A 14,271-nucleotide genomic window follows, 5' to 3' on the forward strand; every position below is an offset into this window, starting at 1 on the left:
CTGGAGGCGTATGCGGCTGCATACGAGCTGACATACGAAGAGGCGAGGGATCGCTGGTCCTGATGGAATAGCAGAGTTCTCGCGGAGCTGCATGATCAGCTCAAGCGTGATTCGTCTTTTCGCTGGCATGAGGATTGTTCACAAGCCCACTCTCAAACTCATCATCTACGCGAAAGGAAATGCGGTCAGGCTAGCGACCAAGGCTAATGTCGCCATTCCGGTCGAAGCAGTGGATGTGCCGCGATCCCTTGTCGAACTGCAGGCTGCGGCGAACTCGGTGGCAAGCTCTGTACAAGCAATTGGGGCAAGGTTCGAGATCGCTATTGAGCCCGATACCGGCACCATCACCGTCTATACCGAGGACGATGCAGCGGCTAGGAAAACCCTTGGTGAGGCCACCCTCAGGAAGCTTTCTTTCCTCAAGATTGTAAAGGTGGCGGAGCGAGCGGAACCCACCGCAACGTTCCTTGGAGGACAACGCGTCGTGGGGAGCAGAGAATGCACCTCCGGTTTCACCGTATACCGGACATCTAACCCAAGCCAGCGCGGTGTGGTGACAGCGGGGCACTGCGGGACAACCAGCGTCAGGGTGAACAACGTGCTGTTCAGCCAGCCAGCCAGCCGGAGGTACTCGGGCGACTATGACCAGATGTGGTTCACCGCCTCCGGACACACTTGGACGAACACCATCTACACTGGCCAGAGCACTCCCGCCACGATCTCGATTCAGGCGACCTATGATCCTGTTGTTGGAACTCTGCTATGCAAATACGGCAGAGCCTCCGGACAGACGTGTGGGGAGATCACATCTACCAACGCAGGGGTCACTAATCGTGAGAACGGGACGGTCGGATACTATTATCGTGTGCGGAATCTGACACCAAACCAGCCGATGACCATTAACGGCGACAGCGGCGGACCAGTGTTCGGCAGCGCGGGAGTGGCCTTCGGCATCGTTCATGGCCGTGGCAGTGGGCAGTTTGTCAACGACATGTACTTCATGCCGGCTCACCGCTTCTCCGCTATTGGTGCTAGCGTCCTCACTACTCCTTGAGCCGCTGCCGGAGTACTCGGCGGTGTGCCGGTAGGAGTCCGCTCCTTCCGGCACACCGTCTGTCAGTTCCCGTAGTCACGCGGAGGGCTGGGTCAGGCCGGCCGGCACCCTGCCGCGGCAGCCGGTGCGCGTTCGCGTAGGAGCGCCAGGAGATGACGCCTGATCCCAGCAGCGGGACCGTGACAGTGCGCTTCTCCCCGAAAGAGCGGCATCAGGCTGTTCCCAACCTTACTTCGCTGGCCGTCCGGAGGTGACATCGGCGACAAGCGCCGGCGCCACCCGCTGATGAACCGGGAGCAGGATCGGGCGGTGCGACGCACGTTGACGGGCAGGGCAGAACAGGATTCAGTGCGAACGCGCTCGCGTGGCGCGGCGACGCGCGGCCACGCCGGCCCAAAACACGAAGCCGTGGAGCACCGCGGCGCACAGGGCCGCGAGCGTCCAGAACAGGTCGAGCGTCAGCACGACGTTCGCGGCGCCATCCAGGAGCGGCCAGCCCGAGCGCTGGAACCAGGCGCTTCCCGCGCCGAACAGCCGGTGCGCGGCCTGGTCGGTCGACAACGAATGCCAGTCGCCAGACCGGAACACGCCGGCGAAACCCCAGGCGAAGCGGGCCGCCGCGCCCACGGCCAGCGCGCCGCCGATCCACAGCAACGCCTCGCCCACCCAGCGCGCGCGCGACCAAAGCTGCAGCGCGCCGAGCCACCAGGCCAGCGCGATCAGCAGCAGGAGGAACAGCAGCCCCATCAGTGGCGCCCGTCATCGAGGCGCCGGCCGCACGGCGGAATCACACGCCGGCCCGACGCGCATCGATCCCCAGCGCCGGCGAGATCACCCGGACCGCCTCGTCATCCGCCGCCAGCGTCATCCACCCCGCCACCGCATCGGTCCCGGTCTCCCAGGTCCACAGCGTGTAGCCATCGAGCCGCAGCTGGTCGTGGGCAGTTTCCAGCAGTTGGGTCGCCGACACGCTCCCGAGGAAAGCATCGTCAGTCGGATCCTCGACACCCCAGTCGATCGCCAGGTTGAATCGCGCGGCCAGCTCGTTGATGCAATCGATCAGCGCACCGGTCTCGCTCTCGTCGATATGGAAGCCCGACCTCCAGTCGATCACATCCTTCAGTAGCCCGACCACGTCGACGTCAGCGGCATCGCCACCACCCAGCGCATCCTGGAACGCCCCGAACTGCTGCATCGCCGCATCCTCGTCGCCGGGATTGATCACCAGCAGCAGTTGCCAGACCAGCGCCTCGGCGCCGGCCGCGTCCTCGATGTCCGCGCCCCCGGCCTCCTGCGCGTAGTTGTCGTCGGGATCGAAATCGTCGTCGGGCAGGGTCATCGCGGGCGCGCCGTGGCATGGGCGCGCCAGTGTGCCGCATGTCGCGTGGTGGCCGCGGGGGTGCGAATGCCCGCCGCCACCGGAGTCCAGCGCGTCGCTGCGGCCGCGCAGGCCGGTGTGGGTCGGCGCCGGCGCATGGCGGGCCTTGAACCTACCTGCCGAGCCGGAAGCGGCTTCCCGCATGGCGCGTGCGCCACAATGCACGGCCCCCGCACGATCAGGACGTCGCATGGACGTTGAAGCACTCCTCCGCGCAGCCCTCCGCGAAGCCGGCTACGGCCCCGACGCGATCGGTTCGGCGCTGCCGCGCATCATGCGCATCCTGCAGGCGGAGGACGTGCGCATCGAAGCCGGCCGCACCCTGTCGCGCAAGGAACGCGAGTACGTGCGCGTACAGCTCGAGATGGGCGTCGACGTGTCGGAGATCGTCGCCGGCCTCAAGCGCTGACGTCACCAAGCACCACGGCCAGCAGCAGCACGTACGCGGCCACCGCCGCCAGCGCATGGCCGATCACCAGGCCTGCCGGCAGCAGCCGCTTGTTCCACTTGTACCCGAGGCTCAGCACCGCGCCGCCGGCGGCCGCCAGCAGGAACAGCAGCAGTGCCAGCAGCGCCAGTGCCGGGATGCCACCGGCATACCAGGCATAGGCCATCAGGGTGACGCCTGCGCCCGCCAGCAGGCCGTGCAGCATGGCGAGCCAGGCGGGGGGATTGCGACGGCCTCTGAAACGGATGCCGGCCATCACCAGGCCGCCAAGGGCGGCCACGGTGAACAGCACGGCGGCCGCCTGCAGCATGCGCATTGTCTCGTCCGGATTCATGGCATGGCTCCTTTCGCCCTGCGGGTGCAGGCGTAAACGGAAGTCTTGCCCCGTGCGTCATCCGCCGTCGTGAAGGCTGCAACACGGTTGCCGGGACGATGGCGACGCGCGATTCATTGCCGATGGCGAACCATACGACGACGCGCACGGCTTCCGGGTGGATGGACATGGACACCTCGAACTACCAATGGCTGCACCACGAAGGCGAGACGCCCATCAAGGGCTGGGTGCGCGGCGTGCCGCTGGAAGACCAGGCGCGCGCGCAGCTGCGCAATATCGCCAGCCTGCCCTTCGTCGGCCCCTGGGTGGCGGTGATGCCCGACGTGCACCTGGGGATTGGCGCCACCGTGGGTTCGGTGGTGCCGACGCAGGGTGCGATCATTCCCGCCGCGGTTGGCGTGGACATCGGCTGCGGCATGGCCGCGGTGCGCACCACGCTCAACGCACGTGAACTGCCGGATTCGCTGTCGCGCCTGCGCTCGGCGATCGAGCGCGCCGTCCCGGTCGGCAACGGCCCGCACGGCGAACACCGCAAGACCCCCGACAGCATCGAAACGGCGCTCGGTGGATCGGGCCTGTGGCAGCGGCTGCAGCGCATCAAGGCCAGGCACCCGCGCATCCGCCTGGACAAGGTGGAGAAGCAGCTCGGCACGCTCGGCGGCGGCAACCATTTCATCGAGGTCTGCCTGGACGAAAGCGACGCGGTGTGGGTGATGCTGCATTCCGGTTCGCGCGGCACCGGCAACCTGATCGGCAGCTACTTCATCCAGCGTGCGCGCGAGGAACTCGGCAAGCGCGTGCTGGGCTACCACGTGCCCGACAAGGACCTGGCGTTCTTCATGGAAGGCGAGCCGCTGTTCGACGATTACGTCGAAGCCGTGGGCTGGGCGCAGGACTACGCGCGTGCCAACCGCGAGGCGATGATGCAGCGCGTGCTGCACGCGATGCGCGCGGAGCTGCCGAAGTTCAGGCTGCAGGCGATGGCAGTGAACTGCCACCACAACTACGTGCAGAAGGAGACGCACGCAGGGCAGGAGATGTTCGTCACCCGCAAGGGCGCGGTGCGCGCCGGCATGGACGAGCTCGGCATCATCCCCGGCAGCATGGGCGCGAAGAGCTTCATCGTGCGCGGGCTGGGCAATGGCGACAGCTTCGAGAGCTGCAGCCACGGCGCCGGCCGGGTGATGAGCCGCACCGCGGCGCGCAACAGCATCACGCTCAAGCAGCACCGCGAGGCCACCGCGCACGTGGAGTGCCGCAAGGACCAGGCGGTGATCGACGAATCACCGGCCGCGTACAAGGACATCGACGCGGTGATGACCGCGCAGGAGGACCTCGTGGAGGTGGTGCACACGCTGCGGCAGGTGGTGTGCGTCAAGGGTTAGGCGGTCGGATCCGGCACGCCAGGCAGTCCAGGCTCGCCTGCCGCGTGGAAAAGCAGGCCCCACTTCGGCAGGATCGTGCTCGACATCCGAGATCCGAGATCCGAGGTTTGCGATGCTCCGACATCCCGCCTGCCTGCTGCTCACGATCGCCTGCTGCCTCATGCCCGCGCTGGCGCGCGGCTTCGAGGTGCCCGACGTCACCTATCCCGCCATCGCGGAACGCGCCGCGACCACCGAGGCGTTCGCGCCGCCAGGCTGGCGGCTCGAGCACCTCGCGCGCGGCCGGCTGGATGCCGATGACCGGGAGGACGCCCTGCTGGTGCTGCGCATGGACGATCCAGCCAATGTCATCGACAACAGCGGCTTCGGGCCCGATCGCTTCGACACCAATCCGCGCATGCTGGTGGCGGTACTTGCACAGCCCGACGGCAGCTGGCGCCGGGTGATGCACAACCACACGCTGGTGCCGCGGCCGGAGTCGCCGGTGATGGACGATTACCTCGACGACGACCCGGCCCATGCCGTGACCATCCACCCGAACCGGACCTGGTCGGTGGCGCTTCGCAGCTGGGCCAGCGCCGGCACCTGGAGCATGCGCCAGGTGTCGCACACGTTCCGCCTTGAAGGCGACTGCATGCGGCTGGTCGGCTACGACGACATGCATCTGCATCGCGCGAGCGGGGAAACCATGACCACCAGCGTCAACCACCTCACGGGCCGCGCGTGGACCCGGCCCGGAAGCATCGAGGACGACGCGCCCGGCCCGCAGCGCCACACCCGCCTGGCCGCGAACCCGCGCCTGTGCATCGACGAAGTCGGCGACGGCCTGTCGTACCTGCCGGAACTCCTGGACCAGTAGGGCGCACGCTCACGCGCGATCGGCGACCGCGGGACCGGACGTCGCCGTCCGCACTGGCGATCCACGCGCCCTGTCCGGGCACCGTCGCCACCGGCCCCATGCGACACCGCACCTGCAGCCGCCGCGCTGCAGCAGGACCCCGGCGCCTACGCCGGGAACATCCATGCCGGATCCACAGTAGCCACCCGCGGCGGGTGCCATTACGCTGGGTCGCATGCCCAGCCGCGCGCCCGCCCGCGTTCGCTTCGAAGCACGCCTGCAGCGGCCCGCACGGCCGGCGGATGCCGATTGGGCCTTCCTTGTCGTGCCGGGGTCCGCCAGCTCGAAGCTGCCGACCCGCAGCCAGGTCTCGGTGGAGGGCACGCTTGCCGGGGCAGCGTTCCAGGCCACGCTGGAGCCGGACGGGCAGGGCAGCCACTGGCTCAGGGTCGGACCCGCGCTGCTCGGGGCGGCCGTTGCACGGGCGGGTGACACGGTGGCGCTGGACGTTATGCCGGTCACGCAGGAACCCGAGCCCGTTGTACCGCCGGACCTCGATGCCGCCCTCGCGGCGAACCCCGCCGCCAGGGCCACCTGGGACGACATCACCCCGCTCGCCCGCCGCGACTGGATCCAGTGGGTGACGTCGGGCAAGAAGGCCGCGACCCGCGTCAAACGCATCGCCACCGCCTGCGACAAGCTGGCCTCGGGCCAGCGCCGCGCCTGCTGCTTCGACCGCTCCGGCATGTACAGCCGGGGCAATCTCGGGCCGCCCGAGGCCCCGACTGATGCCCACGGCTAACACTCCAGCACGGATCGTGATCGTCGGCGGCGGCGTGGCCGGGCTGGAAATCGCCAGCACGCTGGGGCGGCGCTGGCGCCGCCGCAGCGCTGCGCCATCGATCACGCTGGTGGACCACGAATCGGCGCATGTCTGGAAGCCGATGCTGCACACCATCGCGGCCGGCACCCGCGACATCTCGCAGCAGCAGACCGCCTATCTCGCGCAGGCGCGCGATGCCGGTTTCGTCTACCGGCCAGGCGAGCTGTGCGGGCTGGACCGGTCCGCCCGCGAGATCCTGCTGGCCGCGCAGCACGCGGGCGACGGGCGCCTGCTGGTGCCGGCCAGCCGCGTCGGCTACGACCTGCTGGTGCTGGCGATCGGCAGCGAGGCCAATGATTTCGGCACCCCGGGCGTGGCCGAACACTGCTGGCGGATCGATTCACGGCGCCAGGCCGATGCCTTCGGTCGCGAGATGCGCATCCGGCTGCTGCAATCGACGACCCTGGACGCGCCGCTGCACATCGCGGTGGTTGGCGGTGGCGCGACCGGCGTTGAGCTGTCGGCCGAACTGGTACAGCTGCTGGAGTCGGCCACGGCCTACGGCGCGCCGGACCTCGCCGGGCGGGTCACCATCACCCTGGTCGAAGCCGGGCCGCGGCTGCTTGCCGCGTTTCCGGAGGACATCTCAAGCGCCACCCGCACGCGCCTGGAGTCGATCGGCATCCGCGTGCTGGTTGGCGCCCAGGTGAAAGCGGCCACGGCCGACGCCTTCGTGCTGGCAGACGGCAGCACCCTGCCGGCCACCCTCAAGGTCTGGGCCGCCGGGGTGAAGGGGCCGGACTTCCTCGCCGACTTCGATGGTCTCGAGGCCAGCCGCAGCAACCAGCTGGTGGTGCGCCCGACGTTGCAGACCACCCGCGATGACGCCATCTACGCACTCGGCGATTGCGCGGCGCTCACCCTGCCCGGCGCCGAGCGCCCGCTACCGCCCACCGCACAGGTCGCCCACCAGCAGGCGCGCTACCTGATCGACGCGTTGCCGCGCGCGCTGCAGGGCAGGCCGGTACCGGACTTCCGCTACCGCGACCTCGGCGCGCTGGTGTCGCTGGGCGACTACGACGCCTTCGGTTCGCTCGGCCAGTTCGGCCTGTTCAACGGCCTCACCTTCCGCGGCAAGCTCGCCCAGCTCAGCCACGTGATGCTCTACCGCAGCCACCAGGCCCGCATCCACGGCTTCTGGCGCGGCGGCCTCCTGTGGCTGGTCGACCGCCTCAACTCACGCGTGCGGGCGTCGATCCGGCTGGATTGATACAACGCGGGGTGGCGTCCGCACGGCGCCCGCCGCGCCTGGGTACAGGCGCGTGCCCGCCTGCGAGGTCGTCGCTGTCACCGGTACGCCCCCGGCCCGCGCCAGAGCATTTCGCCGCGGCGGTAGACGCCGTGCATGGTGATGACCTCGCGGGCGTCGCCGATGCTGGCGAGTTCGGGGTCGTCGGGGGATAGCAGGCGGCAGGGGCCGGATTCGCGGCGCAGGGCGGTTTCCAGCGGGCAGACCATGCGCTGGCGGGTGCCGGGCAGGGGGAAGAAGACTTCGGTCATGCCGGCGTCGCGCCAGGCGCGCAGGCGGGTTTCGCTGCGCAGGTCGTAGGTCACCTGGTAGCCGCCGGCTTCCAGACTGGGCCCGCTGGAGGAGTCGTGGCCACGGCCGCGGCCGGCGGCGACGTTGCGTCCCCTGCCGGCGTTCACTGGCGCGGTTTCCCGCGGCAGCATGCCCGGCGGCTGGCCCCAGGTGTGCTGGCGTTGTTGCGGCGCGGGTGGACTGGTGGCGGCACCGGCGACCGGCGCGGGTGCCGGCGGTGTCGGCTCCGGAACCGGCATCGGGGCCAATGCTTCAGTGATGGACGGAGCCTGCGTGTCGGCGTCCGGCGGACGCGCGTCGTCGGCGCGGGCGACCTCGGTGGTGCGCACGCGTGAGGGCGCGGCGCGGGCAGGTGCGCGCGGCCGCGGGGGTGGCGGGCTCGCGTGTGGCGCCTGCACCGGTTGCGGCGGCGTCAGGCCGACGAAATCCACCACCATCGGGCTGCCGGCTTCGGCGCCCTGTGGGTCGTTCGGGGTCATCGGCGTGCTGGACAGCAGCAGCCACGCAAGCCACAGGTGAAGTCCCACGGTGGCCAGCACCGCGATCGGGCGCTGCACGCGATCGCTGCGGGATGGATGGCCGTTCGCGGCCCGCGTCGACGCCCTGCTCATGCAGCCATGGTGGCGTCGGGATGGCGGGCCTTCATGCGGTGGGCAGCGTGCGTTCGACGGAGCCGCATCCTACCGCGCGCAGTCGCGCTTTCCGCGGCACGCCGATGTGAGACGCGGCCACACGAGGGCAGCGGACGATCGATCGTGCTGGCGCCGCGGCGCGGCGATCACCGGGACCGGAGACGCCAATTGGCCGACAGCACGAAGCCGCCCTCGGGCGGCTTCGCGGAAGAAGGTGCCAGCCCTGCGGGGGAGCAGACCGCAGGGCTGGCGGACCGCCGCCGGCACTGGAGAACCGGACGACGGCGTGGGGACTCAGCGGCGCGCCTGCGCGTGCACTTCGCCGGTATTGCCGGCACGCATCAGCGGCATGATCTGCCACAGCGCCGACAGGCCGACCAGGGTGTAGACGACGCGTGCGAGCAGCGCGTCCTGGCCGCCGAAGATCGCGGCAACGAGATCGAACTGGGCCGCGCCCACCAGGCCCCAGTTGATGCCGCCGACGATCACCAGCACCAGCGTCACGATGTTGATTGCTTTCATGGTCTGTCTCCTTGCGGGTAGGGAAGCGCGCGCGCTCAGCGCGGCATCAGCACCTTGTCGACGACGTGGATCACGCCATTGCTGGCCATCACGTCGGCGCTGACCACATTCGCGTTGCCGACCATGACGCGTTCGCCGTTGGTGCGGATGGCCACATCGGCGCCGTTGACGGTGGTGGCGCTGTCCATGTTGGCCACCTGCGCGGCCGGCACCCGGCCCTGCACCACGTGATAGGTCAGCAGCGCGACCAGCTGCGCCTTGTTTTCGGGCTTGAGCAGGTTGTCGACGGTACCCGCCGGCAGCGCCGCAAACGCCGCATCGGTCGGGGCGAACACCGTGAACGGACCGGCACCCTTGAGCGTATCGACCAGGCCGGCGGCATCGAGCGCGGCGGCCAGGGTCTTGAACTGGCCGGCGGCGACGGCGGTGTCGACGATATCGGCGGAGGCGCGGGTGGCCGGCGAGGCGGTTCCGGTCGACGGCTGGGCTGCGAATGCCGCCGGGGCGGCCAGGCACAGCGCGAGCGCCAGGGCGAGGGATCGGAGGGACGGGTTGATGCGGTTCATGGGAAAGCTCCTGTTGGTTGACAGGGCCCATCCTCGCCGTGGCGCCGTTAATCGGTTGTCCAGCACGGAATTGTACGAAGCCTGTACATTGCAGGTCATGTTTCCGGTCAAGGCCACTGCCGAGCTCACCGGGCTGACGCCCGAGACCCTGCGCGCCTGGGAGCGGCGCCATGCCGCCGTGGTCCCACATCGCGACGACGCCGGCCGGCGCCTGTACGACGCGGCGATGGTGGATCGCCTCTGCCATCTGCATCGCCTGACCACCCGCGGCCATCCGATCCGCGACCTGGCCGCGCTCGACGATGCCGCCCTCGAGCGCCTTGCCGAGGAGAGCCGCGATACCGGCTACGGCGGGCTGGATGCGCTGCCCGGGCGCATGCTCGATGCGATCGCCGACTACCGCATCGACGAGTTCGATCGCGACCTGTCGGTGTCGATCGCGACGCTGCCGGTCGCGGTGCTGGTGGCGCGCGTGGTGTCGCCGCTGCTGCGCGAGGTCGGCGTGCGCTGGGCGGACGGGCGGCTGGCGATCGCCCAGGAACGGCTGGTCAGCAGCCTGCTGCGTGCGCGGCTGATGTCGGTGCTGACCCAGCAGCCCGGTGCGGTGCGGCCGCGGGTGCTGTTCGCCACCCTGTCCGGCGAACCGCACGAGCTCGGCCTGCTCGGCGCGGCACTGCACGCGCACGATGCCGGCGCGTCGGTGCTGTACCTGGGCACGGGGCTGCCGGCGGTGGAACTGGCCACGGTGGCCGCCCGCCTCGAGGCCTCGGCGGTGGCGGTGAGTTCCATCGACCCCGGCCACGCACCGCAGGCGCTGGCCGAACTGCGCGCGCTGGATGCGGCACTCGCCCCGCACGTGCCGGTGTGGCTGGGCGGCGCCAATGCGCGCTACCTCGCCGAGGCGGTGGGGGTCGAACGCGTCCAGGCTGTCATCGACCCCGGCGCACTGACGGCGCTGATCCGGCGTCGGGCCGCGGCGAGGCGCACCTCGCGCTGACTGACCGGATCCTCCCTTGGCGCGGCCAGCAGACCTTCGGCCGCCGTCCGCAGTCAACCCTCGGTGGTTTGCGTGGGCGGCGCTGCGAGCGCGTGAGACGGCATTTCCGGCGGGGCGAGGCGGGGCGCCGGCGTATGCGCATGTTGCTGAGTTTGCTGGAGCGCGCTGAACTCGGACGTTCGCTGCTCCACCTGGTCGCGGTAGGCACGCGCCTCGGTGAGGAGATAGTCGGTCGTGGCGATGTCCAGGTCGATCGAAGTCGTATAGCGCGGCTCACGGGGGCCGAAACTTACGCTGTGCATGCGCGCCACGCGGGCCGCCAGCCGTCCGGATTTCACATTCAGAGCGTTGTCGGTGTACGTACCGCCGCCCAGTGTTGTGTTGCCTTGGGTGCGCCGGATCTGCGCGAACTCGGCATCGACCATGACCTCATAAACCAAGGAGTGGAAGTCTGCGCGTTTCCACAGCTTGTGAGCCGAGAGCATGCAGAAATGCGCCGACGACAACAGTCCGACTCCCATGGCCAAGAGGCTGTATCCGCCGGCTGTCCCGTAGCGCACGAAAACCGCGCATGAAGCGAGTCCGAGCAGCAGGCCGAGCATGTCCAAGACGACGAGTGGGCGAGTCGGGGCCTCGCGCCACGCCTGACGGAATACGTGTGCCAGCGAGCCGGTACCCGCCGTGGCAAGCAGAGGACGCGTCTCGTAGATGAAACGACCATGCAGACTGCCTTCTTCGCTACCGTCGACGCGGAACGAGCGGTGATGGCATGTTTTGGGATCCGGTACGTGGCGCTCGAGATGCGTCAACACGCCGTCAGTGCGGTCTGGCACGCGGAAGCTGCTATCCCAGCGTCGCTTCACCGTCGACTGGGACAGTTCCCGCGTCTGTCGTGACAGAGCAAGGAAGAACAATGCGCTGCCGGCAAGTGCCGGCACGAGGACGGCCAGGGTGGGCAATGCGAGGGATGACAGGGCTGCTGGCGCCGGCGGCAGTACGCCTTGGCTGACCAGCAAAGCGAGACTGGTGGGCCCCAACACAGCGATCGCCAGCAATGCGATGGTCTTGCCCAAGCTGGGCACGGACGTCAGCTGGGGCTCAGACGCAGCCCCCATCGCTGCTCGAGCCGCTTCGTGTGGCCTCACTACCGCAATGGCGAACACGAAGAACACCATCGCCATGTAAGGCAACACGCTCGCATCGGCCATCACCCACGCCAAGGCGAAGCCGATGAGGAGTACCGACAGGTTGACCGCACGCAACGCCTGCACATAGGCATGAAATCGCACGGGTGGCGGCGCCATCTCCAGACGGGGAGAGATGACCGCGAGAAGTCCGCCAATGGCGCCGGAATAGCCGGCGCCGGGCCGCACTCCTTCATCCAGAAGTGTGGACAGATAATCTCGCGTGGCCTGCTTTCCGTTGACCACCGGACCCGGATGGGTCACGTCATCGTCGTTGAAGCGGAACGCCCAGAAGCGCATCGACCGGGCCACGTTGAGACCACCGATCAGCAACAGGGTGACTGCGATCCCGAACTGACGGGCCACGTCAAACGTGAACGAGTCGTCGCGCAAGGTGACCTGCGCCAGGTAAAGCATTGCCAGTCCAGCAAGTCCGAACGCGGCGCCTGCCGCGAAATGGAACGTGTTCGCGATTCTGATGTTGCTAACGCGGTTATCCGCGGGCGCGGACAACTCGAACTGGGTATTCATGGCAGCCCCCTTTGTGCTCTCGTTCGCGGCCTGACGGCAACGCGATGACATCCCTGATGCGCCCGCTGATGCAGACGACGGCCCTCCTGTGCGTATCGGCCGCTGCGAACGACTCTTGAGCGTCATCGCACGATCCCGGCGCTGGAACGTCAGGCGGGGGTTATCGCGTAACGCTCCATCAGCTTCACCGCCGCCGCGGTGCCGTCCTCGTCGCGCATGCGCGTGCCCAGTCCCGTCGCGCGCTGGCGGGCGTCGGTGCTTTCCGCATGTTCGAGCGCGGCGGCCAGCCGGTCCGCGGTGATGGTGCGGCCGCGCAGGGTGTGGCGCATCACCCCGAGTGCGCACAGGCGCTGGTTCCAGAAGAACTGGTCGCCGGCGAACGGCACGATCACCGAGGGGATGCCGGCCCGGGTCGCGGAATGGGTGGTGCCGGAGCCGCCGTGGTGGATCGCCAGCGCGCAGCGCGGCAGCAGCCAGTCATGCGGCACATGGCCGACCGGATGGAAGTTCGCAGGCAGTGCGCTGGCGTCGATGCCGCTCCAGCCCGCGGAAAACAGCGCACGTCGACTGCCCACCGCGCCCACCACCGCCCGCAGCAGGCGCGCGTTGTCGAAGCCGCCCATGCTGCCGAAGCCGACGTAGACCGGTGGCTCGCCGGCGTCGAGGTATTCGACCAGCCCGGGCGGAGGCACCCACCCCGGCACGGGCGGCACCCACTGGCCGCAGACGTGGGTATCGAGCGGCCAGTCGGCGGGCGGCGGCAGCAGCGCCGGCGAGATGCCGTAGAGCATCGGGTAGGCGGTATGCAGGCCGCGCCGGGGCGGCAGCCCGGCGCGCCGGCGCGCCCGGTTGGTGGCGGGGCGGAACAGCCGCCAGCTGGCATGCCCGAACAGCCAGTGGCTGGCGCGGTTGAGCGCGCGTGGCACCGGCAGCGGCAGGAACGGTGACGCGAACTCGCCGGTGGGCGAGAGCGGGATCAGCATCGCGCCGATCGCCGGCACCCGCAGCACATCCGCGGCGGCCTGGCCGACGAATACCGTCAGCCCGGACACGATCACCGCATCGCAACCGCGACCCAGCGCGATCGCCTGCTGCAGCCAGGCATCGGTGTGCTGGATGGTCAGCCGTGCGAGGTTGGTGGTGATCCGGCGCATGGCGCCGTCGGCGGCGATGGTGGCGCGGATGTCGCCGGCCAGCGCCGTCGACGGCAGGCCCAGTGTCCGGGCGATGCCGAGGGTGGCGGCGTCGGCCAGCAGGTGCACGTCGTGTCCGGCCTGCATCAGCGCATGGCCCAGCGCCGCCAGCGGCCGGGTGTCGCCCTCGGTGCCGCATGTGAGGATCAGCAGCCGCATGCAGCGATGTCGCCCGGGTGCGCGTGCATGGCCAAGGGGCGCGCAATGCCACGCCGCGCAGACGCCGACCGCTGCATCGCCTATTTCCGGGTGACGAAGGTGATCTGCCCTTCGCTTTCGACATAGGCGCATTTGACCTGCGAGAGGTCGTCGATGTCGTTCTGGCGCAGGTGGCTTTCCAGCTCGTCCTCGGTGACGAATTCGCGGCGCATGTTGCGGCGCTGGATCCTGCCGTCCAGCACGATCGGGATCGGCGGCGAGGAGACCAGCCTCTCCATCCACGGCACCCGGTAGCTGAGGAAATTCACGCTGAAGTTGAGCACCATCACCGTGGTGATCACGAACAGCCCATCGCCCAGCGAGGTGTAGTCGCCCAGTGCGTGGGTCGCGGCCTCGGTCATCAGCAGGATCAGCACCAGGTCCATGGTGGCGAGCTCGCCACCGGTGCGCCGCGGCATCACCCGCAGCAGCAACAGGATGGCGAAATACAGCACGCCGCCGCGCACGAGCAGTTCGAGCAGCGGCGTGTCCAGCGCCCAGATGCTGCCCCAGTCGTCAGGGAGGAGTTCCATGCGGTGGATGCTGGAACGGTGTCCGCACGGGTTGCGTGAAGGCGCGGGCCGCGGC

Annotated in this window: 16 protein-coding genes; 7 read left to right on the top strand and 9 right to left on the bottom strand. The window is 69.2% G+C overall.

All coding sequences use genetic code 11. The annotated features are described in order from the left end of the window. The first annotated feature begins 91 nt into the window (after positions 1 to 91). Positions 92 to 1,054, top strand: coding sequence for a S1 family peptidase (locus ERL55_RS00530; RefSeq protein ID WP_129134683.1), 963 nt, complete (start codon positions 92 to 94; stop codon positions 1,052 to 1,054). Between the two features lie 345 nt (positions 1,055 to 1,399). On the opposite strand, the gene ERL55_RS00535 is transcribed toward ERL55_RS00530, so the two are convergent. Further along, positions 1,400 to 1,801 (bottom strand): hypothetical protein, encoded by a 402-nt coding sequence (locus ERL55_RS00535; protein WP_129134684.1) that lies wholly within the window; start codon positions 1,799 to 1,801, stop codon positions 1,400 to 1,402. A 40-nt stretch (positions 1,802 to 1,841) separates the two neighbouring features. Beyond that, positions 1,842 to 2,393 carry a hypothetical protein gene (locus ERL55_RS00540; RefSeq protein WP_241685794.1) on the bottom strand — a complete coding sequence of 184 codons (552 nt, stop codon included), beginning with the start codon at positions 2,391 to 2,393 and terminating at the stop codon, positions 1,842 to 1,844. A 229-nt stretch (positions 2,394 to 2,622) separates the two neighbouring features. On the opposite strand from ERL55_RS00540, the gene ERL55_RS00545 reads away from it, so the two are divergent. After that, positions 2,623 to 2,841, top strand: coding sequence for a polyprenyl synthetase (locus ERL55_RS00545; RefSeq protein WP_129134685.1), 219 nt, complete (start codon positions 2,623 to 2,625; stop codon positions 2,839 to 2,841). Here ERL55_RS00545 and ERL55_RS00550 read toward each other — a convergent pair. Next, entirely contained in the window at positions 2,831 to 3,214 is a 384-nt protein-coding gene (locus tag ERL55_RS00550; protein ID WP_129134686.1) for a hypothetical protein, read from the bottom strand. The two genes, ERL55_RS00545 and ERL55_RS00550, sit on opposite strands and share 11 nt — an antisense overlap. Before the next feature lie 167 nt (positions 3,215 to 3,381). On the opposite strand from ERL55_RS00550, the gene ERL55_RS00555 reads away from it, so the two are divergent. The 4 genes from ERL55_RS00555 to ERL55_RS00570 all read left to right on the top strand — a co-directional run bounded on the left by ERL55_RS00555 (position 3,382) and on the right by ERL55_RS00570 (position 7,530). Next, positions 3,382 to 4,599, top strand: a complete 1,218-nt coding sequence (locus tag ERL55_RS00555; protein WP_129137128.1) for an RtcB family protein — start codon at positions 3,382 to 3,384, stop codon at positions 4,597 to 4,599. A gap of 112 nt (positions 4,600 to 4,711) precedes the next feature. Then, the gene (locus ERL55_RS14800; RefSeq protein ID WP_164972075.1) at positions 4,712 to 5,458 is read left to right on the top strand and encodes a hypothetical protein; all 747 of its coding nucleotides are present in this window, start codon (positions 4,712 to 4,714) and stop codon (positions 5,456 to 5,458) included. Between the two features lie 214 nt (positions 5,459 to 5,672). After that, a complete protein-coding gene (locus ERL55_RS00565; protein ID WP_129134688.1) occupies positions 5,673 to 6,239 on the top strand; it encodes a YdeI/OmpD-associated family protein in 567 nt (188 codons plus the stop codon). After that, entirely contained in the window at positions 6,226 to 7,530 is a 1,305-nt protein-coding gene (locus tag ERL55_RS00570; RefSeq protein WP_129134689.1) for an NAD(P)/FAD-dependent oxidoreductase, read from the top strand. The genes ERL55_RS00565 and ERL55_RS00570 overlap by 14 nt, the downstream gene beginning before the upstream one ends. Positions 7,531 to 7,607: 77 nt before the next feature. On the opposite strand, the gene ERL55_RS00575 is transcribed toward ERL55_RS00570, so the two are convergent. From ERL55_RS00575 to ERL55_RS00585, 3 genes are all read right to left on the bottom strand, one after another. Beyond that, on the bottom strand, positions 7,608 to 8,471 hold the full coding sequence (locus ERL55_RS00575; protein WP_129134690.1) for a type II toxin-antitoxin system RelE/ParE family toxin: 864 nt from the start codon (positions 8,469 to 8,471) through the stop codon (positions 7,608 to 7,610). 315 nt (positions 8,472 to 8,786) lie between these two features. Continuing rightward, positions 8,787 to 9,014, bottom strand: a complete 228-nt coding sequence (locus tag ERL55_RS00580) for a DUF378 domain-containing protein (RefSeq protein WP_129134691.1) — start codon at positions 9,012 to 9,014, stop codon at positions 8,787 to 8,789. A gap of 35 nt (positions 9,015 to 9,049) precedes the next feature. After that, entirely contained in the window at positions 9,050 to 9,571 is a 522-nt protein-coding gene (locus tag ERL55_RS00585; RefSeq protein ID WP_206733387.1) for a fasciclin domain-containing protein, read from the bottom strand. Positions 9,572 to 9,677: 106 nt separating this feature from the next. Here ERL55_RS00585 and ERL55_RS00590 point away from each other — a divergent pair, with 106 nt between their 5' ends. Continuing rightward, entirely contained in the window at positions 9,678 to 10,577 is a 900-nt protein-coding gene (locus ERL55_RS00590) for a MerR family transcriptional regulator (protein WP_164972076.1), read from the top strand. Between the two features lie 53 nt (positions 10,578 to 10,630). Here the strand turns inward: ERL55_RS00590 and ERL55_RS00595 are convergent, their stop codons facing one another. From ERL55_RS00595 to ERL55_RS00605, 3 genes are all read right to left on the bottom strand, one after another. Further along, positions 10,631 to 12,292, bottom strand: a complete 1,662-nt coding sequence (locus ERL55_RS00595) for a hypothetical protein (protein ID WP_129134694.1) — start codon at positions 12,290 to 12,292, stop codon at positions 10,631 to 10,633. Between the two features lie 149 nt (positions 12,293 to 12,441). After that, entirely contained in the window at positions 12,442 to 13,644 is a 1,203-nt protein-coding gene (locus ERL55_RS00600) for a glycosyltransferase (RefSeq protein WP_129134695.1), read from the bottom strand. An 80-nt stretch (positions 13,645 to 13,724) separates the two neighbouring features. Further along, a complete protein-coding gene (locus tag ERL55_RS00605) occupies positions 13,725 to 14,216 on the bottom strand; it encodes a YetF domain-containing protein (RefSeq protein WP_129134696.1) in 492 nt (163 codons plus the stop codon). Positions 14,217 to 14,271 lie beyond the last annotated feature (55 nt).

The sequence above is a fragment of the Luteimonas sp. YGD11-2 genome, assembly GCF_004118975.1.
Classification (GTDB): domain Bacteria; phylum Pseudomonadota; class Gammaproteobacteria; order Xanthomonadales; family Xanthomonadaceae; genus Luteimonas; species Luteimonas muca.